Source organism: uncultured Aliiroseovarius sp. (genome assembly GCF_947497285.1).
Lineage (GTDB): Bacteria > Pseudomonadota > Alphaproteobacteria > Rhodobacterales > Rhodobacteraceae > Aliiroseovarius.
The window spans coordinates 229,035-251,030 of record NZ_CANMFT010000005.1; the positions used below are offsets into that span (position 1 = coordinate 229,035).

Annotated in this window: 20 protein-coding genes and 1 riboswitch; of the genes, 11 read left to right on the forward strand and 9 right to left on the reverse strand. The window is 60.0% G+C overall.

Features of this window, described 5'->3' with window-relative positions:
* Positions 1-24: 24 nt before the first annotated feature.
* A complete protein-coding gene (gene gcvT, locus Q0864_RS11270) occupies positions 25-1,137 on the reverse strand; it encodes a glycine cleavage system aminomethyltransferase GcvT (protein WP_298569512.1) in 1,113 nt (370 codons plus the stop codon).
* 164 nt (positions 1,138-1,301) lie between these two features.
* A riboswitch (glycine riboswitch) is annotated at positions 1,302-1,390 on the reverse strand.
* A gap of 55 nt (positions 1,391-1,445) precedes the next feature.
* Here gcvT and Q0864_RS11275 point away from each other — a divergent pair.
* Positions 1,446-2,021: a gamma-glutamylcyclotransferase family protein gene (locus tag Q0864_RS11275; RefSeq protein ID WP_298569380.1), complete on the forward strand. Its 576-nt coding sequence runs from the start codon at positions 1,446-1,448 to the stop codon at positions 2,019-2,021.
* 34 nt (positions 2,022-2,055) lie between these two features.
* Here Q0864_RS11275 and gltX read toward each other — a convergent pair whose 3' ends face one another.
* Positions 2,056-3,381: a glutamate--tRNA ligase gene (gene gltX, locus Q0864_RS11280; RefSeq protein WP_298569383.1), complete on the reverse strand. Its 1,326-nt coding sequence runs from the start codon at positions 3,379-3,381 to the stop codon at positions 2,056-2,058.
* 61 nt (positions 3,382-3,442) lie between these two features.
* Here gltX and Q0864_RS11285 point away from each other — a divergent pair, with 61 nt between their 5' ends.
* The gene (locus Q0864_RS11285) at positions 3,443-3,841 is read left to right on the forward strand and encodes a metallopeptidase family protein (RefSeq protein WP_248367381.1); all 399 of its coding nucleotides are present in this window, start codon (positions 3,443-3,445) and stop codon (positions 3,839-3,841) included.
* On the opposite strand, the gene Q0864_RS11290 is transcribed toward Q0864_RS11285, so the two are convergent.
* A complete protein-coding gene (locus tag Q0864_RS11290; protein WP_298569390.1) occupies positions 3,842-4,282 on the reverse strand; it encodes a DUF1801 domain-containing protein in 441 nt (146 codons plus the stop codon).
* A 115-nt stretch (positions 4,283-4,397) separates the two neighbouring features.
* Here Q0864_RS11290 and Q0864_RS11295 point away from each other — a divergent pair, with 115 nt between their 5' ends.
* On the forward strand, positions 4,398-5,333 hold the full coding sequence (locus tag Q0864_RS11295) for an MBL fold metallo-hydrolase (protein ID WP_298569393.1): 936 nt from the start codon (positions 4,398-4,400) through the stop codon (positions 5,331-5,333).
* A gap of 19 nt (positions 5,334-5,352) precedes the next feature.
* Here Q0864_RS11295 and Q0864_RS11300 read toward each other — a convergent pair whose 3' ends face one another.
* On the reverse strand, positions 5,353-7,014 hold the full coding sequence (locus Q0864_RS11300) for an NAD+ synthase (protein WP_298569396.1): 1,662 nt from the start codon (positions 7,012-7,014) through the stop codon (positions 5,353-5,355).
* A 188-nt stretch (positions 7,015-7,202) separates the two neighbouring features.
* On the opposite strand from Q0864_RS11300, the gene Q0864_RS11305 reads away from it, so the two are divergent.
* The 8 genes from Q0864_RS11305 (at position 7,203) to Q0864_RS11340 (ending at position 17,564) form a co-directional block, all read left to right on the forward strand.
* On the forward strand, positions 7,203-8,675 hold the full coding sequence (locus Q0864_RS11305) for a 2-isopropylmalate synthase (protein WP_298569399.1): 1,473 nt from the start codon (positions 7,203-7,205) through the stop codon (positions 8,673-8,675).
* A gap of 345 nt (positions 8,676-9,020) precedes the next feature.
* A complete protein-coding gene (locus Q0864_RS11310; RefSeq protein ID WP_298569401.1) occupies positions 9,021-10,559 on the forward strand; it encodes a 2-isopropylmalate synthase in 1,539 nt (512 codons plus the stop codon).
* A gap of 391 nt (positions 10,560-10,950) precedes the next feature.
* Positions 10,951-11,988: a rod shape-determining protein gene (locus Q0864_RS11315; RefSeq protein WP_298569403.1), complete on the forward strand. Its 1,038-nt coding sequence runs from the start codon at positions 10,951-10,953 to the stop codon at positions 11,986-11,988.
* 75 nt (positions 11,989-12,063) lie between these two features.
* Positions 12,064-13,002 (forward strand): rod shape-determining protein MreC, encoded by a 939-nt coding sequence (mreC, locus tag Q0864_RS11320; protein ID WP_298569405.1) that lies wholly within the window; start codon positions 12,064-12,066, stop codon positions 13,000-13,002.
* Positions 12,999-13,538 carry a rod shape-determining protein MreD gene (locus tag Q0864_RS11325; RefSeq protein ID WP_298569407.1) on the forward strand — a complete coding sequence of 180 codons (540 nt, stop codon included), beginning with the start codon at positions 12,999-13,001 and terminating at the stop codon, positions 13,536-13,538. Before mreC ends, Q0864_RS11325 begins: the two co-directional genes overlap by 4 nt.
* A complete protein-coding gene (gene mrdA / locus Q0864_RS11330; RefSeq protein ID WP_298569409.1) occupies positions 13,535-15,490 on the forward strand; it encodes a penicillin-binding protein 2 in 1,956 nt (651 codons plus the stop codon). The genes Q0864_RS11325 and mrdA overlap by 4 nt, the downstream gene beginning before the upstream one ends.
* On the forward strand, positions 15,487-16,635 hold the full coding sequence (gene rodA, locus Q0864_RS11335) for a rod shape-determining protein RodA (RefSeq protein WP_298569411.1): 1,149 nt from the start codon (positions 15,487-15,489) through the stop codon (positions 16,633-16,635). Before mrdA ends, rodA begins: the two co-directional genes overlap by 4 nt.
* The gene (locus Q0864_RS11340) at positions 16,632-17,564 is read left to right on the forward strand and encodes a glyoxylate/hydroxypyruvate reductase A (protein WP_298569414.1); all 933 of its coding nucleotides are present in this window, start codon (positions 16,632-16,634) and stop codon (positions 17,562-17,564) included. Before rodA ends, Q0864_RS11340 begins: the two co-directional genes overlap by 4 nt.
* 15 nt (positions 17,565-17,579) lie before the next feature.
* Here Q0864_RS11340 and dtd read toward each other — a convergent pair whose 3' ends face one another.
* The 5 genes from dtd to Q0864_RS11365 all read right to left on the reverse strand — a co-directional run bounded on the left by dtd (position 17,580) and on the right by Q0864_RS11365 (position 21,995).
* Positions 17,580-18,017 (reverse strand): D-aminoacyl-tRNA deacylase, encoded by a 438-nt coding sequence (dtd, locus tag Q0864_RS11345; protein ID WP_298569417.1) that lies wholly within the window; start codon positions 18,015-18,017, stop codon positions 17,580-17,582.
* A complete protein-coding gene (locus Q0864_RS11350; protein WP_298569420.1) occupies positions 18,014-18,697 on the reverse strand; it encodes a nitroreductase in 684 nt (227 codons plus the stop codon). The genes dtd and Q0864_RS11350 overlap by 4 nt, the downstream gene beginning before the upstream one ends.
* A 9-nt stretch (positions 18,698-18,706) precedes the next feature.
* Complete coding sequence (locus Q0864_RS11355) at positions 18,707-19,825, reverse strand: primosomal protein N' (replication factor Y) - superfamily II helicase (protein ID WP_298569423.1); 1,119 nt, start codon at positions 19,823-19,825, stop codon at positions 18,707-18,709.
* 70 nt (positions 19,826-19,895) lie between these two features.
* On the reverse strand, positions 19,896-21,014 hold the full coding sequence (locus Q0864_RS11360) for an SPFH domain-containing protein (RefSeq protein ID WP_298569426.1): 1,119 nt from the start codon (positions 21,012-21,014) through the stop codon (positions 19,896-19,898).
* 27 nt (positions 21,015-21,041) lie between these two features.
* On the reverse strand, positions 21,042-21,995 hold the full coding sequence (locus Q0864_RS11365; RefSeq protein WP_298569428.1) for a DUF2927 domain-containing protein: 954 nt from the start codon (positions 21,993-21,995) through the stop codon (positions 21,042-21,044).
* Between the last annotated feature and the right edge of the window lies 1 nt (position 21,996).

Below are 21,996 nucleotides of genomic sequence, written 5' to 3' on the forward strand. Positions count from 1 at the left end.
GTGTCTCCTGCTGGAAAGTAAGGGTCATCGTTTATAGGTGGCGGGGCGGAACGGCATGTCCGCGACCGTGACGGGTTGGCGTTTTCCGCGCACGTCACCAAAGATTTTCGTGCCCGTGGCGGCGTGGTCTATGGCGACATAGCCCATGGACATCGGGCGTTCGATAGACGGCCCGAATGCGCCGGACGTGACTTGCCCGATCGGGCTCTCTGCTTCTTCCGAGGCATAGAGTTCAGTTCCGGCGCGCATCGGTGCGCGACCTTCTGGCAGCAAGCCAACGCGCCGGCGGGACGCACCATTTTCAAATTCTGCCAGAATGCGCTCTGCACCGGGAAAGCCGCCTTCGCGATCACCACCTGACTTGCGGGGCTGTTGCAGCGCCCATTCAAGTGCGGCTTCGACCGGCGTGGTTGTGGTGTCGATATCGTTGCCATACAGGCAAAGCCCGGCCTCAAGGCGCAGGCTGTCGCGTGCGCCAAGTCCGATGGGTTCGACTGTATCTATTGCCAGCAGGGCGCGGGCAAACGCTTGGGCGTGGGCATTTGGCACTGAAATTTCATATCCGTCCTCGCCCGTATAGCCCGATCGAGAGATCCAAAGCTCTCCAAAGTCACTGTCAGTAACGGCGATGTCCATGAATTTCATCGCGCCCGCAGATGGCACAAGCGAGGACAAAGCGGCTTCGGCAGCAGGGCCTTGAAGGGCCAGAAGTGCCCGATCCTCAATCACCTCTATTTCGCAATCTGTTAGATGGGCGCGCATGTGGGCGATATCGGCGTCCTTGCAGGCGGCGTTTACGACCAAGAAGAGGTGGTCGCCGCGGTTGGCAACCATCAGGTCATCCAAAATGCCGCCCGCGTCATTTGTGAAGAACGCATAGCGCTGACGCCCTTCGGCAAGACCTGCGATCGATTGGGGCACAATCCGTTCCAGTGACAGGGTTGGCGTCGCGCCGCGCAAGATCACCTGACCCATATGGCTGACATCGAACAGACCGGCGGCATTGCGTGTGAGCAGGTGTTCCTTCAGCACGCCCAGCGGGTATTGCACGGGCATTTCATAGCCGGCAAACGGCACCATCTTGGCGCCAAGGTCCACATGCAGGTCATATAGTCCGGTCCGTTTCAGGTCTTGCAGGGGCGCACCCATGGTCGTTTCTCCCATCTGTCGCCGGAAAGCCATGGAAGCCATGCGCCCGGCATCGTTCGAGCGCTATCGCGCTCATCGATGCCCCCTCTGTCCTCGTCGCCTGAGATCGTTATCCCTTCGGCGGACACGTAAGTGCCTCTCTCCAGAGTTCTCGCATTGCATCGGTCCATGAGCCTGAGAGTTTACCGGGGCGGTTGCTCCTTCGGCACTGGCCTCCGCCAGATTCTCCCGATGCGATGGCGCGAAAATAGCCGCCTTGATGGCGTTCGACAAGTCTTGTCTACAAATGCATGCACATGCAATCTGTCCGGATGAAGGATCGCTGCTTTTTCGGCTACGGATCGTTGGTCAACCGACGCACACATGACTACGATGGGCGCCAGCCGGCGCGTGTGACGGGATGGCGGCGGGCGTGGCGTCGTTCGCCCTTGCGCGATGTGTGCTATTTGACGGCGGTCCCGGCGCGTGACGATTACATAGAAGGCCTGATCGCAGCTGTGCCTGATGGCAATTGGTCCGCACTGGACGCGCGCGAACGGGCTTATGCGCGTGTGCCGTTGGGGTCGGAAATCAGCTATGCGGCCGGAGATCTGGAGGTCGTCCTTTATGCGATTGCCGACGGGGACCACCACGCGCCCACCGATCGCAACCCGGTGCTGCTCAGCTACATTGATGTCGTGGTTCAGGGTTATCTGGCCGAGTTCGGCACAGATGGCGTGACCCACTTCTTCGAGACGACAGAAGGTTGGCACGCTCCCATTTTGGACGACCGGGCTGCGCCGATCTATCCGCGCGCACAAACGCTGAGCACTGAGGAGCGCGCGATTGTAGACGAAGGCCTGTCGCGGCTATCGGTGCGGGTAAGACGGTAAGTCCGTAACCGGTATTGACACTGCGGCTGCGGTGTCAGCCCTTCGCGCGGATCACTTGCAAAAGCGGCAGAAGGGCCGACATGTCCGGCCCGTGGCTCATCCCGGTGACGGCCTTACGCAGCGGCATGAACAACCCGCGCCCTTTGCGGCCCGTGGCTTCTTTCACGGCGGCGGTCCATTTTGACCAGCTGTCGGCGTCGTACGGTCCATCGGGCAGAAGCCCCATCGCGGTTGCGACGAACTCGCGGTCTTCTTCTTCGATCACCGGGTCAGCGCCGTCGCGACACAGGGTCCACCATGCTTCAAGATCGCTCAGCGTCGTGATGTTTTCACGCGCGACGGTCCAGAAGGCGTTGGCCTTGTCGGCGGGGACGCCAAGGTCGTCCAACGTATCTGCGACCGCCTCGACCGGCAGATGCGACAGGTAACGAGCGGTCAGCGGAAACAGGTCTTCGACGTCGAATTTGGTGGGGGCAGAGCCAAAGGTCTCCAGATCGAAACCGTCAACGATTTCGTCCAACGAGCTGCGAAGCTCGACCGGTTGCGAAGATCCCAGCCGTGCCAGCAGGCTGAGCAGCGCCATCGGCTGCACACCGCGTTCGCGCAAGTCGCGGATCGCCAGCGTGCCTAGACGCTTGGACAGCGCCTCGCCTTGCGGGCCGGTCAGAAGCGAGTGGTGGGCGAAGGTCGGGACCTTGCCGCCCAACGCCTCAATTATTTGGATTTGCGTCGCGGTGTTGGTCACGTGGTCCGACCCGCGCACAACGTCCGTAATCCCGAAGTCGATGTCGTCACAGACCGAAGCCAGCGTGTAAAGGAACTGCCCATCGCCCCGGATCAACACCGGGTCAGACACGGACGCCGCATCAATCGAGATGTCGCCCAGAATGCCATCGGTCCAGTTGATCCGCTCGTGATCCAGCTTGAACCGCCAGTGGCCTTGCCCGCGTTCTACGCGCAGCTTGGACTTCTCGTCATCTGACAGCGCCAGCGCTGAGCGGTCATAGACCGGCGGTTTGCCCATGTTCAGCTGCTTCTTGCGCTTCAGGTCCAGCTCGGTCGGTGTCTCGAAACACTCGTAAAACCGGCCCATATCTCGCAACTTCTGGGCGGCTTCTTCATAGCGGTCCAGCCGGTCGGATTGCCTTTCAACCCGATCCCATGTCAGGCCCAGCCATTCAAGATCTTCCTTGATGGCATCCGCGTATTCCTGCTTGGACCGCTCGGGGTCGGTATCATCAAGGCGCAGGATGAACTGCCCGCCCGATTTGGCAGCGATCAGATAGTTGAACAGCGCGGTGCGCAGGTTGCCAACATGGATGTAGCCGGTGGGCGAGGGGGCAAAACGGGTGGTGGTCATGGTGTGTCTCCTTGGCTCGTCCCTCTTTCATACTGGCCCGCTTTTGTCCATATAATCCGGTATGACCCGTAAATACGCCCCCTCCATCGCTGATATCGAAGCGCTCGCTTATGACGCCCGAATGCGCTTGCCGCCTGCGTTCGTTGAAAAGGCGCTGGAAGTCGGGATACGTGTCGAGAATATGCCGAGCGCCGGGCTGCTGGCGGAGATGGAGATTGTCGACCCATTCGAGCTGACCGCGGTTTACGAAGGCATTCCGCTGACGCAAAAATCGGTGACCGATCAGCCAACCGCGCCAGATACGGTCTTTCTGTTCCGCCGGCCGATCCTTGATGAATGGGCGTCGCGGGGTGATGTATCGCTGGCCGAATTGGTGGCGCATATCATCGTGCACGAATTCGCCCATCATTTCGGGTGGTCGGATGATGATATCGCTGCGATTGATCGCTGGTGGGAATGATCAGGTCGCCTCGACCGGCCATTTCTGTTCCAGATCGCGCAGTCCCGCGCGGATAAGCTCGGCCAGCACGTCCAGGTCGATATCGGCCAGCTTGTTCACGTAAAGGCAGGATTTGCCCATCTTGTGCTTGCCAAGTCGGGCCAGAATATCCCCGAAATCCACATATCCCGGCATGATATAGATCGAATGGCGGGCCTTGCGTGGGGAAAATCCGGTGGCCAGAAAGTCGCCCCCGCGCCCGCTGTCATAGCGGTAGTGATAGCGGCCATAACCGATGATCGTTGGCCCCCACATGGCAGGGTGAAAGCCGGTCACTTCGCGAAAAATCTGGTCCAGCACGCGGGCGTCTTCGCGTTTTGACAAGGGGTCGACCGTTTCGATGAAGCGGGCGACGTCTTGCGTCGTCGCTTGGGTTTTGTTTGCCTTGTTGCCCGTCGCCATCGGCGTGCCCCTCTTGCGCTGGACCCGTCACAATTGTGTGAATCCCTCAATGATAGAATCCGAGTATACTGCACGCTGTTGTTTCAACGAAATTGATCGTTCTGGGAGGTCTCACATGAAACGTTTTGCCACGCCTACTCTGTCGCGTCGTCACCTGTTGGTGGCGGGTGCCGCGACACCCTTCGCCGGATTGGTGGCCGGTTCTGCAAATGCCATGGCACCGCAAATGGGCCTTGCCAAAACGGCCGCACAGACCGTGAAACTGGGCGGGTTCGAGGTGACAACCCTGCTGGCTGGCAACCGCACGGTGGAAGAGCCGCAGAGCATTTTCGGCATGAATGTCAGCGCAGATGAATTTGCGGCAGCGTCTGACGCCGCGCATATCCCCACAACCGCCGCGCAGTTCTTTTTCACACCGACGCTGGTCAACACGGGGTCAGAGCTTGTGCTGTTTGACACCGGCCTGAGTGCGGCGGGTATCACTGGGGCATTGGCGGCTGCGGGCTATACCCCCGATCAGGTGGATATCGTCGTGCTGACCCACATGCACGGGGACCACATCGGCGGATTGGCGGGTGACGCGGGCGTCACCTTTCCCAACGCACGCTATGTCACCGGCGCTGTCGAGTTTGATCACTGGGCTGCCGCGGGCAATGACGGGTTCGACGCCAAGGTCGCGCCACTGGCCGAACAGACCACGATGATCAACGGTGGTGACAGCGTGGTGTCTGGCATTGAAGCGGTCGAGGCATTCGGCCACACGCCCGGCCACATGGCGTTCCGGTTGGACAGCGACGGGCAATCCCTGTTGATCGCCGCTGATTTCGCCAACCATTATGCCTGGTCACTGGCCTACCCGGATTGGGAGGTGAAATTCGACCGTGACAAGGCAGCGGCGGCTGCGACCCGCAAAACGCTGTTGGGAATGCTGGCAGCCGAAAAGATGCCCTTCATCGGCTATCACATGCCTTTCCCTGCGCTGGGCTATGTCGAGGAACGTGACGGCGGGTTCCACTATGTCCCGCACAGCTATCAGCTTTTGATGGGCTGAGGCGCTCGCGGCAGGGCGATCAGCTTTCGTCCCGCCAGCGATTCACGATCGGATAGCGGCGGTCCAACCAGAAACTGCGCATGGTCAGGCGGGTGCCCGGCGCGGATTGGAAGCGTTTGTATTCCGAGATGAAGATCAGGTGCTCGACCTTCTTGACGGTCGCGCGGTCAAACCCTTCGGCCACCAGTTCGGCCACCGATTTTTCGTCGTCGATTAGGCCCTCAAGGATACCGTCCAGCACCTCGTAAGGTGGCAGGCTGTCTTCGTCCTTTTGATCCGGGCGCAGTTCAGCGGAGGGGGGTTTGTCGATGATCGATACCGGGATCACCTCGCCCTCGGGGCCTTCCATCCAGTCGCGGTGGTTGGCGTTGCGCCAGCGGCATTGTTCAAACACGCGGGTTTTATATAGGTCTTTGATCGGGTTATAGCCCCCCGACATATCACCATAGATCGTGGCATAGCCCACCGCGACCTCGGATTTGTTTCCTGTGGTCAGCAGCATCGCGCCGGTCTTGTTGGACAGCGCCATCAGCAACAGGCCACGCAGGCGGGACTGGATGTTTTCCTCGGTCACGTCGGGCTTGGTGCCTTCAAATAGTGGCGCCAGCGTGTTGGTGATTGCGTCGCGCCCTTCCTTGATCGGCACGAAATCATAGGTGCAGCCAAGGCGCTGGGCGATGTCCTTGGCGTCATCCAGCGAGCTTTGCGAAGTGTATTCCGATGGCAGCATCACGCAGCGCACATTCTCCGGCCCAAGCGCGTCTGCGGCGATGGTGGCCACAATCGCGCTGTCGATCCCGCCGGACAGACCCAGAAGCACCTGTTTGAACCCGGTCTTGCCCATATAATCACGCAGGCTTTCGACCATCGCGCGATAGTCCTGTTCCCACTCATCCCCATGCACAGCAATGGGGCCGGGGGTGATGCGCCATCCGTCATCTGTCCGGTTCAGGTCGACGTGCCGGATTTCTTCGTCGAAGGTCGACATGCGGAAGGCAAGCTCTCCGCCGGGGTTCAGGGCAAAGGTGCCGCCGTCAAAGACCTGATCATCCTGCCCGCCCACCATGTTCAGATAGACCAGCGGCAAGCCGGTTTCGACCACGCGCGCCACCATGTGGTTTACGCGCACATCGAACTTGCGCCGGTAGTAGGGCGAGCCGTTGGGGATCAACAGAAACTCCGCCCCGCTTTCGGCCAGCGTTTCGCACACGTCCTCGCTATGCCACGCGTCTTCGCAAATCGGGATACCGATACGAATCGGGCCCAGCGCAACCGGACCTTGCGGGTCGGCCGAGGTGAACTGGCGCTCCTCATCAAAGACGGTGAAGTTGGGCAGGCGTTGCTTCAGAACACGCGCCGCGACCTTGCCGCCTTTCAAGATGAAATAGGCGTTGAACAAATCCTTGCCGTCGTGAAATGGCCCGCCGATTCCAATGGCGGGACCGTCTGCGCAATCGGCGGCAAGCTGATCCACGGTCGCCATCGCATCGCGGAAAAACTGCGGGCGCATCACAAGGTCTTGGGTCTGATAGCCGGTGATAAACGCCTCGGGCAGGGCCAGCATGTCGCTGCCGGCTGCCTTGGCCTGCGCCCAAACGTCCCGCGCCTTGTCGGCATTGGCGGAAATCGCGCCCACGGTCGGGTTAAGCTGCGCCAGCGTCAGGCGGAAATTGTTACTCATCGCGCGTATCCTTTGCGCCCGGCCACCAGCGCCGGGGTCATCCTTGGCCCAGATGTAGCAGGTTTGCGTGCGGGATAAAGAGCCCCTTCGTGAAAACCGTTGTTTCGGGACGGGGGCTCGCATAGGCTTGGACCGGGTTGGTGCGGTGTTGTCGCGCACAGTAGGTTTTTTTGGGAAAGAGGTTGGATATGCATCCCCTTCGCGCAAGTTTTTTTGGTGTCACAACAGTTTTGTTTGCCGGCGCGGGTCCAGCCTTGGCGCAGGTCGAAACCAAGCAATACGAGGATGGCGCGGTCTACGAAGGCACGTTCAAAGGTGGTGTGCAGCACGGCATGGGAACATTGCGGCTGCCGACCGGGTATGAATACACGGGCGAATTCTTTGAAGGTCAGATCCTGGGGCAGGGCGTGGCGCGTTTCCCCAATGGGTCAGTCTATGAAGGCAGTTTTGCCAAGGGCAAACCCGAGGGGTTTGGCAAGATCACCTTTGCGGACGGATCGACCTTTGAAGGCGATTGGGTGGATGGCAAGATCAACGGCTCGGGGCTTGCGATCTATGCCAACGGCATCAAATACGAAGGCGGATTTCGCAACGCGCTGCATCACAGCCAAGGACGGCTTCAGAGCCCCTCGGGCTATATCTATGAGGGTGACTGGGTCGCTGGCGTCAAAGAGGGGCGCGGCACATCTACCTATGCCGATGGGTCTGTCTATGACGGTGAAATGCGTGGCGGCGAACGTGACGGGCAGGGCATCCTGACCCAACCTGATGGCATGGTGTTCGATGGCACATGGGCCAAGGGGCAAATGCAGGGCGAAGGCGTTCTGAAACAGGCCAATGGCGATGTCTATACCGGCAATTTCGAAGCCGGCACACGGCAGGGCAAAGGGGTCGTGACCTATGCCAACGGTGACCGCTATGAAGGCGCGTTCGAAGACGACAAACGCCATGGTGCCGGTGTATTCGAAGGCGCGGATGGCTATCGGTATGAAGGCAACTGGGTCGCAGGTGTCATTCAGGGACAAGGCGCCGTGACCTATCCCGATGGCTCGACCTACCAAGGACAATTTCGCAACGGTCTGTCTGATGGCACCGGCACAATCCAATACCCTGACGGCAACAGCTACGAAGGTGAATGGAAGGCCGGGGTCATCGACGGCAATGGTGTTGCGCGGTTTGCAAACGGCACCGTTTACGAAGGCAGTTTCAAGGACGCGCTGTATGACGGGCAAGGCAGCCTGATCACGCGCGACGGGTCAACTTATGTGGGCGCGTGGCAGGCGGGCAAACCGCATGGTCAGGGTATGTCGAAGCTTGCAGATGGCTCGGTCTATGAGGGCCAATTTGTCGGCGGCCTGCGCGAAGGTCAGGGCAAGCTTCAGACCGCTGATGGCTTCACCTATCAGGGCGATTGGGTGTCTGGTCTGTTCCACGGGCAAGGCGTTGCCGTCTATGCTAATGGCGACCGATATGAAGGTGGCTTTGAGAAGGGTAAGCGGCACGGCAAGGGCATGGTGACACGCGCGGATGGTAGCCAGGAAGATGGCATGTGGGAGGATGGCGTGATCGAAGGTGCTGCCACCACGACGCCAGCACCGCAAGTTGGAAGCGACGCGGGCGCCGCGGCCGCTGCGGCCAGCGCCGGTGCTGCGGCGAACTAGTGGAACCGGGTCGTTCTGCCCCGTAACAAACTGATTTTCCTGTGAAGAAAAGCACGACCACCACCCGTTTTCTGCGGTCAGGGTGGAAATAGGGGCTTTATCTCACGCCAAACCGCCCTATAGTCACGCCCATGGAAACGCAGACACATATCATCGCTCGCCCCGCGCTGGGCCTGAGCCTTCTGCTTCTTCTTAGCCGCCTCTGAGCGTGCCGTTTCGGCGCGACCGCTCAGGGGATATGCAAACCGCGCCACATTCTCCGCCTCATAATTGGAAACTTGCACCCGAACCGGGTCTGTCCTTTGGGGCAACTGGCTAAGACACTGATATTGAGAAGATAAAACAATGACCAAGACCTCTGACAATGTGTTGATATTCGACACCACCCTGCGTGACGGCGAACAAAGCCCCGGCGCGACCATGACCCATGACGAGAAACTGGAAATCGCCGAGATGCTGGACGACATGGGTGTCGACATCATCGAAGCAGGTTTCCCGATTGCGTCCGAGGGCGATTTCGCAGCGGTGAGCGAGATTGCGAAACGGTCGAAACGATCGGTGATTTGCGGGCTGAGCCGTGCGAATTTCAAGGATATCGACCGCTGCGCCGAAGCCGTGCGCCATGCCGCCAAGCCACGTATCCACACCTTCATCGGCACGTCGCCCCTGCACCGGGAAATCCCCAACCTGACCAAAGACGCGATGGCGGATCTGATCCATGAAACCGTCACCCATGCGCGCAATCTGACGGACGATGTGCAGTGGTCGGCGATGGACGCGACACGGACTGAACATGACTATCTGTGCCGGGTGATCGAAATTGCGATCAAAGCGGGCGCCACGACGATCAACATCCCCGATACGGTCGGCTATACTGCCCCGCGCGAAAGTGCAGATCTGATCCGCATGCTGATTGAAAAAGTGCCGGGCGCGGACGAGGTCACGTTCGCCACCCATTGTCACAACGATCTGGGTATGGCGACGGCGAACTCACTGGCGGCTGTCGAAGCCGGTGCGCGCCAGATCGAGTGCACCATCAACGGGCTGGGCGAACGTGCAGGAAACACTGCGTTGGAAGAGGTCGTGATGGCCTTGAAAGTCCGTCATGACATTATGCCGTGGGACACGGGTGTGGACACGACGAAGATCATGAACATCTCACGCCGTGTGGCGCAGGTATCTGGCTTTGCCGTGCAGTATAACAAGGCCATTGTCGGCAAGAACGCCTTTGCCCATGAAAGCGGCATTCACCAGGATGGCATGCTGAAAAACGCCGAGACCTTCGAGATTATGCGCCCCGAAGATGTGGGCCTGTCCGAAACCAGCCTGGTGCTGGGCAAGCACTCGGGCCGGGCGGCGTTGCGCGACCGGTTGAACCAACTGGGCTTTGATGTGGGCGACAACCAGTTGAAGGACGTGTTCGTGCGGTTCAAGGAACTGGCCGACCGCAAGAAAGAGGTGTTCGACGATGACCTGATCGCCCTGATGCGAGACGGAACGGATGCCGCCAATGACCGCATTCAGGTGAAATTCCTGCGCGTGATTTGCGGCACCGAAGCGCCTCAATCCGCGGACCTGACGTTGGAGATTGACGGTGTCGATCACCAGAAAACCGCCACCGGCGATGGCCCGGTTGATGCAACGTTCAATGCGATCCAGATGTTGTTCCCGCATGACGCGCGCCTGCAACTGTATCAGGTGCACGCTGTGACCGAAGGCACAGACGCACAGGCCACCGTGTCGGTGCGGATGGAGGAGAACGGCAAGATCGTCACGGGGCAATCGTCCGATACAGACACGGTCGTGGCCTCGGCCAAAGCCTACGTGAACGCGCTGAACAACCTGTTGGTCCGGCGCGAAAAAACCAAACCTGCCGGGGTTTGATCCACTGACGACCATGCGGGCGGGGCTTTACTTGCCCGCATGAAACGCGCCCAGTCCAACTGCACCCAAGCAACGCTTGTGCGCGGCTCAGGTGGTTGCGCTGTTCGGTTTCGGTCTGAGGATCATCGCCACAGGTGCAATTCTTGTAGATTGCGCCACCGCCATGCGCATCCATTGATCAATGATGATGAGCTTTGGGGTTGGCCGACCTATGGTTGACAGGGCACCGGACAGAATTTTCGACATGGAAACAATGCCCGCTTTTAAGCGGTATGCCGCCTGTGAATTCGGATTAGGGCTTTCACCTGCGCCCCCCGACGCTTATACATCCAGCGGTCTGCGCCCACAGGGAATCGCGGACGCGAAGGGTATCGAATCGGGGTAAGCATTCATGGTTGGGTTTTCGAGCTTGTTCTCGTCGGACATGGCAATTGACCTTGGGACAGCGAATACGCTGGTCTATGTGAAAGGCAAAGGCATCGTCCTGAACGAGCCTTCGGTGGTTGCGTATCACGTGAAGGATGGCGTCAAGAAGGTGCTGGCCGTTGGCGAAGATGCCAAACTGATGCTTGGCCGGACCCCCGGCTCGATCGAAGCGATCCGACCGATGCGCGAAGGCGTCATTGCCGATTTCGACAGCGCGGAAGAGATGATCAAGCACTTCATCCGCAAGGTTCACAAGCGCACGACATTCTCGAAGCCCAAGATCATCGTCTGTGTGCCCCACGGCGCGACCCCGGTTGAAAAACGCGCGATCCGCCAGTCGGTTTTGTCCGCTGGTGCACGCCGCGCCGGTCTGGTGGCAGAGCCGATCGCAGCAGCGATTGGTGCCGGTATGCCGATCACCGACCCCACCGGCAACATGGTTGTCGACATTGGCGGCGGCACGACCGAGGTGGCCGTGATGTCGCTGGGTGACATCGTCTATGCGCGATCTGTGCGCGTGGGCGGCGACCGGATGGATGATGCGATCATCAATTATCTGCGCCGCCAGCAAAACATTCTGGTGGGCGAAACCACTGCCGAGCGGATCAAGACCTCGATCGGCACGGCACGTATGCCCGATGACGGCCGTGGCGCGTCGCTACAGATTCGTGGGCGCGACCTTTTGAACGGTGTGCCCAAAGAAACCGAGATCAGTCAGGCACAGGTTGCCGAAGCATTGGCAGAACCCGTGCAACAGATTTGCGAAGCGGTCATGACCGCGTTGGAAGCAACTCCGCCGGATTTGGCGGCTGACATCGTGGACCGGGGCGTGATGCTGACCGGTGGCGGTGCGCTGCTTGGCGAGCTGGATCTGGCGCTGCGCGAGCAAACAGGGTTGTCGATATCGGTCGCGGATGAAAGCCTGAACTGCGTGGCATTGGGCACCGGAAAAGCGCTGGAGTTCGAAAAGCAACTGCGCCACGTCATCGATTACGACAGCTAAACAGGATCGCCCTCGTGTTGCGGGGCCGGTCTCGTCTGGGGTAACCTTCTGGGGTAACCGGAGGCCATTTTGGCAATGAAGACCAATCAGAGCGACATCTACGCCCGCCCGATGCGCAGGCTGCTTGTCGGCCTTCTGATGGCGAGTCTATTCCTGATGTTTCTGGTCTGGCGCATCGACAGTCCTCGGGTCGAACGGTTTCGCGCCAATCTGGTAGACCGCGTGGTGCCAAGTTTCGACTGGGCGCTTGTCCCGGTCACCCGATTGGTTGGAATGGTCGAAGGTTTTCAGTCCTACCAGCGGATCTATGAACAGAACCAGGAACTGCGTCGCGAATTGCAACAGATGAAAGCGTGGAAAGAAGCGGCGCTTCAGTTGGAACAGGAAAACGCGCAGCTTCTGAACCTGAACAATGTGCGACTGGATGCGCAGCTGTCTTTTGTCACTGGGGTGGTTCTGGCCGATAGCGGGTCACCCTTTCGCCAGTCGGTTCTTTTGAACATTGGCGCGCGCGACGGGATCGTTGATGGCTGGGCGACCACCGATGGTCTGGGTCTGGTCGGGCGCATTTCTGGCGTTGGCCAGCAGACCAGCCGCGTCATCTTGCTGACGGACAGCAACAGCCGCATTCCGATCATGGTGCAACCCTCGGGGCAGACCGCATTGCTGGTCGGCGATAACTCGGCCGCGCCGCCGGTCGAGTTTCTGGAGGCGCCCGAGAAGGTGCGCCCCGGTGACCGCGTGGTGTCATCGGGTGATGGGGGCGTGTTTCCGGCAGGGCTTTTGGTTGGTCATGTCGCGATGGGAACGGATCGCCGTTTGCGGGTCCGGTTGGCCGCCGACTATGAACGGCTGGAGTTCCTGCGCGTGTTGCGCAGCCATCCGGGCGAAAAGGTTGAAGATGACGGCGCTCTGATCATCTCGACACCTGCTTTGCCGCCGATGCCCCAGCAGGTGTTCGGTGTGGACAACGAAGGCGGGGACCAGCCGCTGACGGATGGGGATGATCGATGACAGATCGCCTGACATTGATCCGATGGCTCTTTTGGCTTGTGCTGGTGAGCATTGCCGCGGCGATTTTGTTTGCCCGCCTGTTGCCGATTGACCTGACGCCGGGCCGTTTGCCAGGCCCGGACCTTTTGTTGGCGATCTGCTTTGCCTGGGTGCTGCGCCGCCCGGATTACGTGCCGGTTATGTTGGTGGCTGTGCTATTCTTTCTCATGGACATGCTGTTTCAACGGGTTCCGGGGGTTTGGTCCTTGATGGTGGTTGCAGGGGTCGAGTTTCTGCGCCGTCGTGAAACCAGCCTGCGCGAGCAGCCTTTTCTGGTGGAATGGGGTATGGTGGTGGCCACCATGTTTGCGATGTTGGTGGCGCAACGCCTGTTGCTGGTCGTGTTCTTCGTGGATCAGGTGCCATTTGGGCGGGCGCTTATGCAGTTTTTGTCAACGGCAATGGCTTATCCGCTGATTGTATTCGTGTCGGTCTATGTCTTGGGCGTTGTCAAATTGCAGCCGGGGGATGACCCGATTGCGAGGCGGGCCGCATGAAGCGATCGCCAGCTGATACAGAGAAAAGTGCGCGCGTCATTACCCGGCGGGGCTTGGTTCTTGGGGCCTTGCAGGTGTCGTTTGCCGCCCTTTTGGTGGGGCGCATGCGGTTCATGCAGGTTGACCAAACCGAGGAATACCGAACGCTCGCCGAAGAAAACCGGATCAAGTTTCAGCTGATCCCACCCGCGCGTGGGCTGATCCATGACCGCAATGGCAAATTGATTGCGGGCAACGAACAAAATTACCGCATTGTCATGGTGCGCGAGGACGCAGGCGACCCGAAAAAGGTGCTGAACACGCTGCGCAAGATCATTTGGATTGACGACGCCGACATTCGCCGCGCCCTTGACGAAATGAGCCGGCGCAGTTCGTTCGTTCCGGTGACCGTGGCCGATCGTGTCGATTGGGCCGATGTGGCTGAGGTCGCTGTGAATGCCCCCGTGCTGCCCGGCGTCACGCCCGAGGTCGGGCTGTCGCGCATCTATCCGCGCGCATCGGATTTTGCCCATGTGGTGGGCTATGTTGGCCCGGTATCGGACTATGACCTTGGCCGGCTGGAGGACCCAGACCCCCTGTTGCAGATCCCGCGCTTTCAAATTGGCAAAAGCGGTGTCGAAGCCAAGCTGGAGCTTGATTTGCGTGGATCAGCCGGCACCCGCGAGGTTGAGGTCAACGCCGTCGGGCGCGAAATGCGCGAACTGGGGCGCGAGGAAGGCAAGGCGGGCGACAACATCCAGTTGACGGTCGATGCTGACCTTCAGGCCTATGTTCAGGCGCGTATGGCGGGTGAAAGCTCTGCCGCAGTGGTGCTGGACACGCAGACAGGCGATATCCTAGCCATCGGCTCGGCCCCGTCTTTCGACCCGAACAAGTTTGTGCGTGGCATATCCAGCGCCGATTACAAATCGCTGTTGGAAGACCCCTATCGCCCGCTGGCGGCCAAGACAGCGCAAGGCACCTATCCCCCCGGATCGACCTTCAAGATGGTTACCGCGCTGGCTGCGCTGGAAGAAGGCGTGATCAGACCCGGTGAAATTGTCAAATGCAACGGCCATGTCGAGGTGCATTCACGCAGGTTCCACTGTTGGAAGCGGGCCGGTCACGGCAAGGTCGATCTGGTGAAAAGTCTGCGCGAAAGCTGCGATATCTATTACTACGAAATCGCCCAACGGGTCGGGATCGAAAAGATTGCCGCGATGGCCCGGCGTCTGGGGCTTGGACATCGTCATGATTTGCCCCTGTCGGCCGTCGCGCAGGGTCTGGTTCCGACGAAAGCATGGAAACTGGAAGCACGCGGGGCAGAATGGGTTATCGGCGACAGTCTGAATGCGGGAATTGGACAAGGCTTCGTTCTTGCCTCGCCACTGCAACTGGCGGTGATGACGGCGCGCATTTCGACCGGGAAAGCCATTTCGCCACGTTTGGTGCGCGCGATCAACGGTGTTGAGCAACCGGTGCTTGACGACGGTCAGATGGAGATCAACGCAGAGAATTTGGCGCTTGTGCGGCAGGGGATGTACGAGGTCGTGAACGCGCGCCGTGGCACCGGCGGCCGCTCGAAGGTCGTGGCGGACGGGTTGCGCATGGCGGGCAAAACCGGCACCAGCCAAGTGCGCAATATCACCAAGGCCGAACGGGCACGCGGCGTCTTTCGCAACGAAGACCTTCCCTGGAACCGCCGCGATCACGCGCTGTTTGTCTGCTATGCACCGACCGAAACGTCGCGCTATGCCGTGTCAGTGGTGGTGGAACATGGAGGCGGTGGCTCGACCGCAGCTGCCCCCATTGCGCGCGATATCCTTTTGCAAGCGGTCTATGGCGGACAACCACCACTAGAGGCGTATCCTTCAAGCCAACGCGGCACGATCCGGTCGCGCCAGCGCGAAATCGAGGAACTGCTGAGCCGCCCACCGGCCGAACGGTTTGTGGATGAAAGCAACCGCGCATGAGCTTTCTGGAATACAACGTAAAATACGTGCCCTCGGGTTTACGCAAAGTGCTCCATATCAACTGGTTTTTAGTGCTGCTGTTGTCGGCTGTGGCCGGGGTGGGGTTCTTGATGCTCTATTCGGTTGCTGGCGGCAGCATGGAGCCTTGGGCCGCCGCCCAGATGAAGCGATTTGCGCTGGGGATGGGGCTGATGTTCGCCATTGCGATGGTGCCGATCTGGTTTTGGCGCAATATGGCGGGTCTTGGCTATATCATCTCGATCCTGCTGCTGGTTCTGGTCGAATTCATTGGCTCGACCGGGATGGGTGCGCAGCGGTGGATCGACCTTGGATTTATTCGGCTTCAACCCTCTGAACTGACCAAGATCACCTTGGTGATGATCTTGGCGGCCTATTACGACTGGTTGGACGTGAAGAAGGTGTCGCGCCCGTTCTGGGTTCTGGTGCCGATCATCCTGATCCTTCTGCCAACTGCGCTGGTCTTGAAACAACCTGATCTTGGCACCTCGATCCTGCTGATCGCTGGCGGTGGGGCAATGATGTTCTTGGCTGGCGTCAGCCTTTGGTATTTCGGCGCGGTGGTGGCCTCGGGTGTGGGGCTTGTGACCTCGGTCTTCATGTCGCGTGGCACAGATTGGCAGTTGCTCAAGAATTACCAATACCGGCGCATTGATACGTTCCTTGATCCGGCGTCTGATCCGCTTGGCGCGGGCTATCACATCACCCAGTCCAAGATTGCGCTTGGGTCGGGCGGCTGGACGGGGCGCGGGTTCATGCAAGGCACGCAGTCGCGGCTGAACTTCCTTCCCGAGAAACACACGGACTTCATTTTCACCACCTTGGCCGAGGAATTTGGCTTTCTGGGGGGCGCGTCCCTTTTGGCGCTGTATGTGCTGATCATCGCCTTCTGTGTGGCGGCTGCGTTTCAGAACAAGGACCGCTTCAGTTCGCTTTTGATCCTTGGCGTCGCGGTCACGTTCTTTCTTTTCTTCGCTGTGAACATGTCGATGGTCATGGGGCTTGCCCCGGTGGTGGGCGTGCCGCTGCCTATGGTCAGCTATGGGGGCTCTGCGATGTTGGTTCTTTTGGTCGGCTTCGGACTGGTTCAAAGCGCCCATGTGCACAGGGCAAGGCAGAAGAGATGAGCATCAATATCCTCTACGCGGGAAACCCAAGCCGTTGGTCGATCTACCAAGCTGAACTGCGCGCTTCATTGGCCGAAGCAGGCGTCACAGCAACGCTGTCCTGCGATCTGCCTGCAGCGGAGGTGGACTATATCGTTTATGCGCCAAACGGCCCACTTCAGGACTTTTCGCCGTTCACACGCGCAAAGGCGGTCTTGGGGCTTTGGGCGGGGGCGGAAAAGGTCATCGCCAACCAAACCCTGACCCAGCCCTATACGCGGATGGTTGATCGCGGTTTATCCGAAGGCATGACCGAATGGGTCGTGGGGCATGTTCTGCGCCATCACCTTGGTATGGATGCCGACATCACACGAACCAAGCCCAGTTGGGGCCGTGCGGCGCCACCTCTGGCGCGTGACCGCAGGGTCGGCATTCTTGGGCTGGGCGTGCTGGGAACGGCCTGCGCCCAAGCCCTGGCAGCGCTGAACTTTCAGGTCATGGGCTGGAGCCGTCGTGCGAAAGAGATCGAGGGGATTTGCTGCCATCACGCAGACGCGGGTTTGCAAGACGTTCTGGCGCAGTCAGAGATCCTTGTTCTGCTGCTGCCTGACACATCTGCGACAGAAAATCTGCTGAATGGTGAACGTCTGGCGGCGCTTCCGCGCGGGGCCGTGATCATCAATCCGGGCCGGGGGCCGCTGATTGATGATCAAGCCCTGTTGGCCGCGCTGGACGAAGGGCATATCGCGCACGCCACGCTGGACGTGTTCCGGGTTGAACCGTTGCCTGACGACCACCCGTATTGGGCGCATCCAAGGGTGACGGTGACCCCGCATATCGCGTCAGACACGCGGCCAGTGTCGGCGGCGCGCGTCGTGGTCGAAAACATTCGCCGGAGTGAGGCGGGCGAACCGCTGTTGCATCTGGTCGATCGCAAGGCCGGATATTGACGCGGGTCTTTGGGGCTAAAGGTCCATCCAGATCGTAACGGGACCGTCATTGACCAGCGACACGTCCATATCCGCACCGAAACGCCCTTGCGCAACTGATATCCCATGTCCTCGCAACTGATCGGCGAAATGCTCATACAGCCGAGCGCCCTCGTCCGGATGGGCCGCAGTTGAAAAGCCGGGGCGGTTGCCACGCGACGTGTCGGCGGCCAAAGTGAACTGGCTGACCACAAGCGCGGCTCCGCCTGTATCGATCAGCGCGCGGTTCATTTTGCCTGCCTCATCCTTGAAGATGCGCAACTTTGATATCTTGGCAGCCAGCGCGGCGGCATTCCCGTCGCTGTCTCCGTCCATGGCACAGACCAGGATCAACAAGCCGGGACCGATCTTCCCGATGGTATCTTCGTCAACGCTGACCGAGGCCTTGCTGACTCTTTGGATCACCGCCCTCATAGCGAGACCTTCGATCCGTGCCAGCGGACCCATTCGTCAAGCGGGGCGCGGTCGGTGCGAAAGGCGTTGGCGGGGTGGGTGTCATCTGCAAATCCAAACGAGATCCCGCACAGGATCACGCGGTCTGCCGGCAGCTTGAACCAGTCGCGCAGGAACGGCGCGAAAGCCGCGACCGCGGCTTGCGGAATGGACGCAACCCCCAAGGCTGTCGCGGCCAGTGTGAAGCCGGTCAAGAAGCCTCCGCAGTCAAGATAGGCATAGGCACCTAGTTCAGCCGGGGCAGTGACCAGCGCCATATGAGGCGCGCCGAAGAATTGGAAGTTTTCCAGCATTTGTCGGGCCGAGGCCTGACGGTCGCCGCGCTCTATGCCGACGCTGTCGTAAAGCTGCAACCCACAGGTCTTGCGCCGGGCTTGGTAAGGGCCGGTGTAGGCGCTGGGCCACTTAACATCCGGTGTCTGTGCGACCCGGGTCGCGTGGTCGTGAAGCGCAAGGCGCAGGCGGTCGGTTTCGTCACCGCAGGTCACATCAACCTGCCAAGGTTGCGCGTTGCACCAGCTGGGCACCTTTTGCGCGGCCAGCAGGATTTTTTCGATCACGCCATCTGGCAGCGGATCAGGCTTGAACGCGCGACACGAATGGCGAGCGCTCAAAAGCGCGTTGAACTCATCGAACTGCATCGGATCCCCTTATTGGCTTTGCGCTGACAAATAGCCGATCACACCCGCCGCGATCAGCCCCAAAATCACGGCGAACGCGATTTTCCATGCCGAGAATGGGCGTTCACCCTGCACGCGACCGTTCTGCCCGTTGACGACAAACCGATAGGTTTTTCCGCGGTATTTGTAGGCCGCAAGCCAAACCGGCAGCAAAATGTGCTTGAAGGTCACATCTGTCATGGTCGTGTCCATCGCGCTGACGCGCTGTCGGTCCCCGCCAATGTCGAACTTTACATCGCGCAGAATGACCCGGTTCATCAGGTCGCGCGCTTCGCTAAAGCCGTCTTCCAGATCGACCGTATAGCCTTCGGCGCGGAAACCAGCCAGATATTCGGGACGGTAGGGTTCCAGCCGGGACAAATCCCAAGGTTCAAGCGCGTCGGTATAGGATTTCGGCAAGCCCCGCGAGGCCAGCACAAGCGTGTCGTCAAAGAACCGTGCTACCTGCCCGGACACGGATTGCCAACGCACATGCTGTGTGCGACGCGTCGTTCGTTCGCCGTTGACCACGACGGTGCGTTCGCGTTCATGCACGGTGCCGCGTTGGCCGGAATACTGCGTTTTGGTGTCGGCGTCGAAGGTCCAGTAGGGCACATATATGCCGGTCATCTTGCGCCCCTTGCGGGCATAGTTGCGCAAACCGTTCGGGGCGAACCAAAGCCGCCCCAGCCAATCTGTCATGGCTTTGCGCGCATCGGTTTCCTCGATCTCGAACGGGGCAAGACCCTTGGGTTTGATCTGCCGGTGCCGCCCGGTGTCCGTGACGATGGGCGTTGCGCAAAACGGACATTCTGCAGCGTGTGTACTGTCGTCAAATTCGGTCTGCGCGGCACAGTTCGGGCAAATGACAACCCGTGTCTCTTCGATCTCGGTGTCGGGAAGTTGAGCGTTCAATGCGCGCTTGAAGTCGAGTTCCCGAATGGCAGGCGGCGCCATTGATCGGTCGTCAATAGGCTTGTGGAACCCGCAATGATCACAGGTCAGTTGGTTGTGTTCAGGATCGAAGCGCAGGTCCGCTCCGCACTGATCACAGGGAAACCGGTGCTGTTCAAGCGGCGTGGTCTGGGTGTCTTCACGCGGGAAAGCCATCAGAGAAGCCTCGTGCAGTCAGGCAGTGGCGCAGGGGCAATCAAGGCTGCCCCTGTCCAATCACTGCGGGTCAAGCGCCGGGCGGCGGCGGTGGCAGGATAGTGAACAGCTGGGCAAGTTCGGCAATGTCGCCTGCGCGTTTCCAGCCGTCCTGACCCGGGGTCCAGACATGGCTGTCGCGCGCCAGATCGCCCGAAGCAGCCATGCGCCCAAGCGTCGCTTTTGAATACGGCCCTTCGGTTTTGCCGTTCGCGGCGATGTGCCAGACATGTTCGACCGGCGGCGGCGGTGGCGTATGCGACGCACCCGCGGCTTGCGGCGCGGCACCCCATGGTCCGGCTTGAGCCATCTGGCCCGCCATCGCCATGCCCATGCCCATTCCAAGTCCGGCCCCCATGCCCCCCCCACCGTTGGGATTTTGTGCAGCGGCTGTCATGGCCTCGGCGGCGGAATACTGCGTGAACGCCCCCAGATCGCCTGCGATGCCCATCGACGTGCGCTTGTCCAGCGCGGCTTCGACCGCCGGCGGGAGCGAGATGTTTTCGATGTAGAATTCAGGGATTGTCAGCCCATATTCGGCGACAATGCCAGATATCTCGGTGGCAATCAGCTTGCCCAGATCGGCGGTGTTCGCGGCCATATCCAGAACCGGGATGCCAGCGCCTGCAATCACGCGACTGAAGGCCTGCACAATGATGTTGCGGATCTGATAGCTGATCTCGTCCATCGTGAACTCGCCATCTGTGCCGACGATTTCGACAAGGAACCGGGCCGGGTCCGAAATGCGCACGCTATAGGTGCCAAAGGCGCGGATGCGCGTCGGGCCAAACTCGGGATCGCGCAGCATGATCGGGTTCTTGGTGCCCCATTTCAGGTCATTGAACCGGGTGGTGTTGACGAAATAGATCTCGGATTTGAATGGCGACTTGAACCCATGATCCCAGTGGTTGATCGTGGTCAGGATCGGCATGTTGTTGGTTTCCAACATGTAAAGACCGGGTGTGAACACATCGGCCAGCTGGCCTTCGTGGACGAAAACAGCAGACTGGCCTTCGCGCACGGTCAGCTTGGCGCCGTATTTGATCTCGTGATCTTCGCGTTCGAAACGCCAGACCATGGTGTCGCGGGTGTCGTCGACCCAGTGAATCACGTCAATGAATTCACCGGTCAGAAAATCAAGAATTCCCATTTTTGCGTTCGCTCCTTGGAGTGTCTGTCATACAGGGCCGCCCGTCAGTTCGGCGGCAATTTGGGTGATCAGCGGGCGTGCTTGCTGTGCCGACATGCCGGGACGCATCCGGTCGTCATACAGCATGCGTAAAAGCATTTCGTCATGCGTTGTCAGCAGGCCGAATTCCTCGTCATCATTAAAGATCGAGGGGCGCGCCTGTGGGCTGTCATTCGACAAGCCCAGACCTTGGGCAACCTCTTCGTGGATACAGGCCGTGCGCATCAGATCGGGGTGTTCGCCGCGGATAACAGCGACGGCTTGTTCGAAGTGGCCGGAGTTGGCCGGATCGCGGGCAAAGACAAGGCAATACGTGTCGCGCGGCATGTTCAGAACGGCGCGTTGACTGGCGGCGCTGATGCCGGGCACGACGCGGCGCAGCTCTGGCCCGAACGCGCGACGTTCGTCTTCGTTCAAGACATAGACGCGGAAATTCCCGCCCTCTGCAACGGTCGAGATCGGATGCCCCGTCACCCGCGCCAGCCTGCGCGCGTATTTGGAAAGTGTTGCGCGATCCTTGGTTTGCTTTTCATCCGACACGGTCGGACCAAACTTGATCGAGATCTGCACCGGTTTTTGCCAGCGCGTCAGACGCGAGGCGTTTTCGCGTGCAACAAGCTGCCCCCCTGACGCTGCATATTCCTGAAAGAAGGCAATGCGTTCGAAATTGCGCGCCAGCATCGCGGCGCTGAACGGCACGTCCGCGCCCCCGCCATCGGTCCGCAAAAGCCCCTGCGTCAACAGGCTGCGCTGAACGCTGGCATAGTAGGCGGCCAGTGCGTCGCTGTTTGGTCCGGGCAGGGAAGGTGCGGCGACAGCACGTGGTTTAGGTGCCGGCGACGACGGCAGGCCGGTCATGCCGGGACCAGTGCTGTTGCACGCCGAAAGCGCCAGCGATACCGCCAGCGCTCCGGTTGCCATCTTGACTGCGTTTCGCCGCATC

What these genes read in the sequence shown, in the direction of transcription:
- Q0864_RS11275 (WP_298569380.1), top strand. Translation starts at nt 1,446, where the DNA reads ATGCAATCTGTCCGGATGAAGGATCGCTGCTTTTTCGGCTACGGATCG.
- gltX (WP_298569383.1), bottom strand. Translation starts at nt 3,381, where the DNA reads ATGACCACCACCCGTTTTGCCCCCTCGCCCACCGGCTACATCCATGTT.
- Q0864_RS11285 (WP_248367381.1), top strand. Translation starts at nt 3,443, where the DNA reads ATGACCCGTAAATACGCCCCCTCCATCGCTGATATCGAAGCGCTCGCT.
- Q0864_RS11290 (WP_298569390.1), bottom strand. Translation starts at nt 4,282, where the DNA reads ATGGCGACGGGCAACAAGGCAAACAAAACCCAAGCGACGACGCAAGAC.
- Q0864_RS11295 (WP_298569393.1), top strand. Translation starts at nt 4,398, where the DNA reads ATGAAACGTTTTGCCACGCCTACTCTGTCGCGTCGTCACCTGTTGGTG.
- Q0864_RS11300 (WP_298569396.1), bottom strand. Translation starts at nt 7,014, where the DNA reads ATGAGTAACAATTTCCGCCTGACGCTGGCGCAGCTTAACCCGACCGTG.
- Q0864_RS11305 (WP_298569399.1), top strand. Translation starts at nt 7,203, where the DNA reads ATGCATCCCCTTCGCGCAAGTTTTTTTGGTGTCACAACAGTTTTGTTT.
- Q0864_RS11310 (WP_298569401.1), top strand. Translation starts at nt 9,021, where the DNA reads ATGACCAAGACCTCTGACAATGTGTTGATATTCGACACCACCCTGCGT.
- Q0864_RS11315 (WP_298569403.1), top strand. Translation starts at nt 10,951, where the DNA reads ATGGTTGGGTTTTCGAGCTTGTTCTCGTCGGACATGGCAATTGACCTT.
- mreC (WP_298569405.1), top strand. Translation starts at nt 12,064, where the DNA reads ATGAAGACCAATCAGAGCGACATCTACGCCCGCCCGATGCGCAGGCTG.
- Q0864_RS11325 (WP_298569407.1), top strand. Translation starts at nt 12,999, where the DNA reads ATGACAGATCGCCTGACATTGATCCGATGGCTCTTTTGGCTTGTGCTG.
- mrdA (WP_298569409.1), top strand. Translation starts at nt 13,535, where the DNA reads ATGAAGCGATCGCCAGCTGATACAGAGAAAAGTGCGCGCGTCATTACC.
- rodA (WP_298569411.1), top strand. Translation starts at nt 15,487, where the DNA reads ATGAGCTTTCTGGAATACAACGTAAAATACGTGCCCTCGGGTTTACGC.
- Q0864_RS11340 (WP_298569414.1), top strand. Translation starts at nt 16,632, where the DNA reads ATGAGCATCAATATCCTCTACGCGGGAAACCCAAGCCGTTGGTCGATC.
- dtd (WP_298569417.1), bottom strand. Translation starts at nt 18,017, where the DNA reads ATGAGGGCGGTGATCCAAAGAGTCAGCAAGGCCTCGGTCAGCGTTGAC.
- Q0864_RS11350 (WP_298569420.1), bottom strand. Translation starts at nt 18,697, where the DNA reads ATGCAGTTCGATGAGTTCAACGCGCTTTTGAGCGCTCGCCATTCGTGT.
- Q0864_RS11355 (WP_298569423.1), bottom strand. Translation starts at nt 19,825, where the DNA reads ATGGCTTTCCCGCGTGAAGACACCCAGACCACGCCGCTTGAACAGCAC.
- Q0864_RS11360 (WP_298569426.1), bottom strand. Translation starts at nt 21,014, where the DNA reads ATGGGAATTCTTGATTTTCTGACCGGTGAATTCATTGACGTGATTCAC.
- Q0864_RS11365 (WP_298569428.1), bottom strand. Translation starts at nt 21,995, where the DNA reads ATGCGGCGAAACGCAGTCAAGATGGCAACCGGAGCGCTGGCGGTATCG.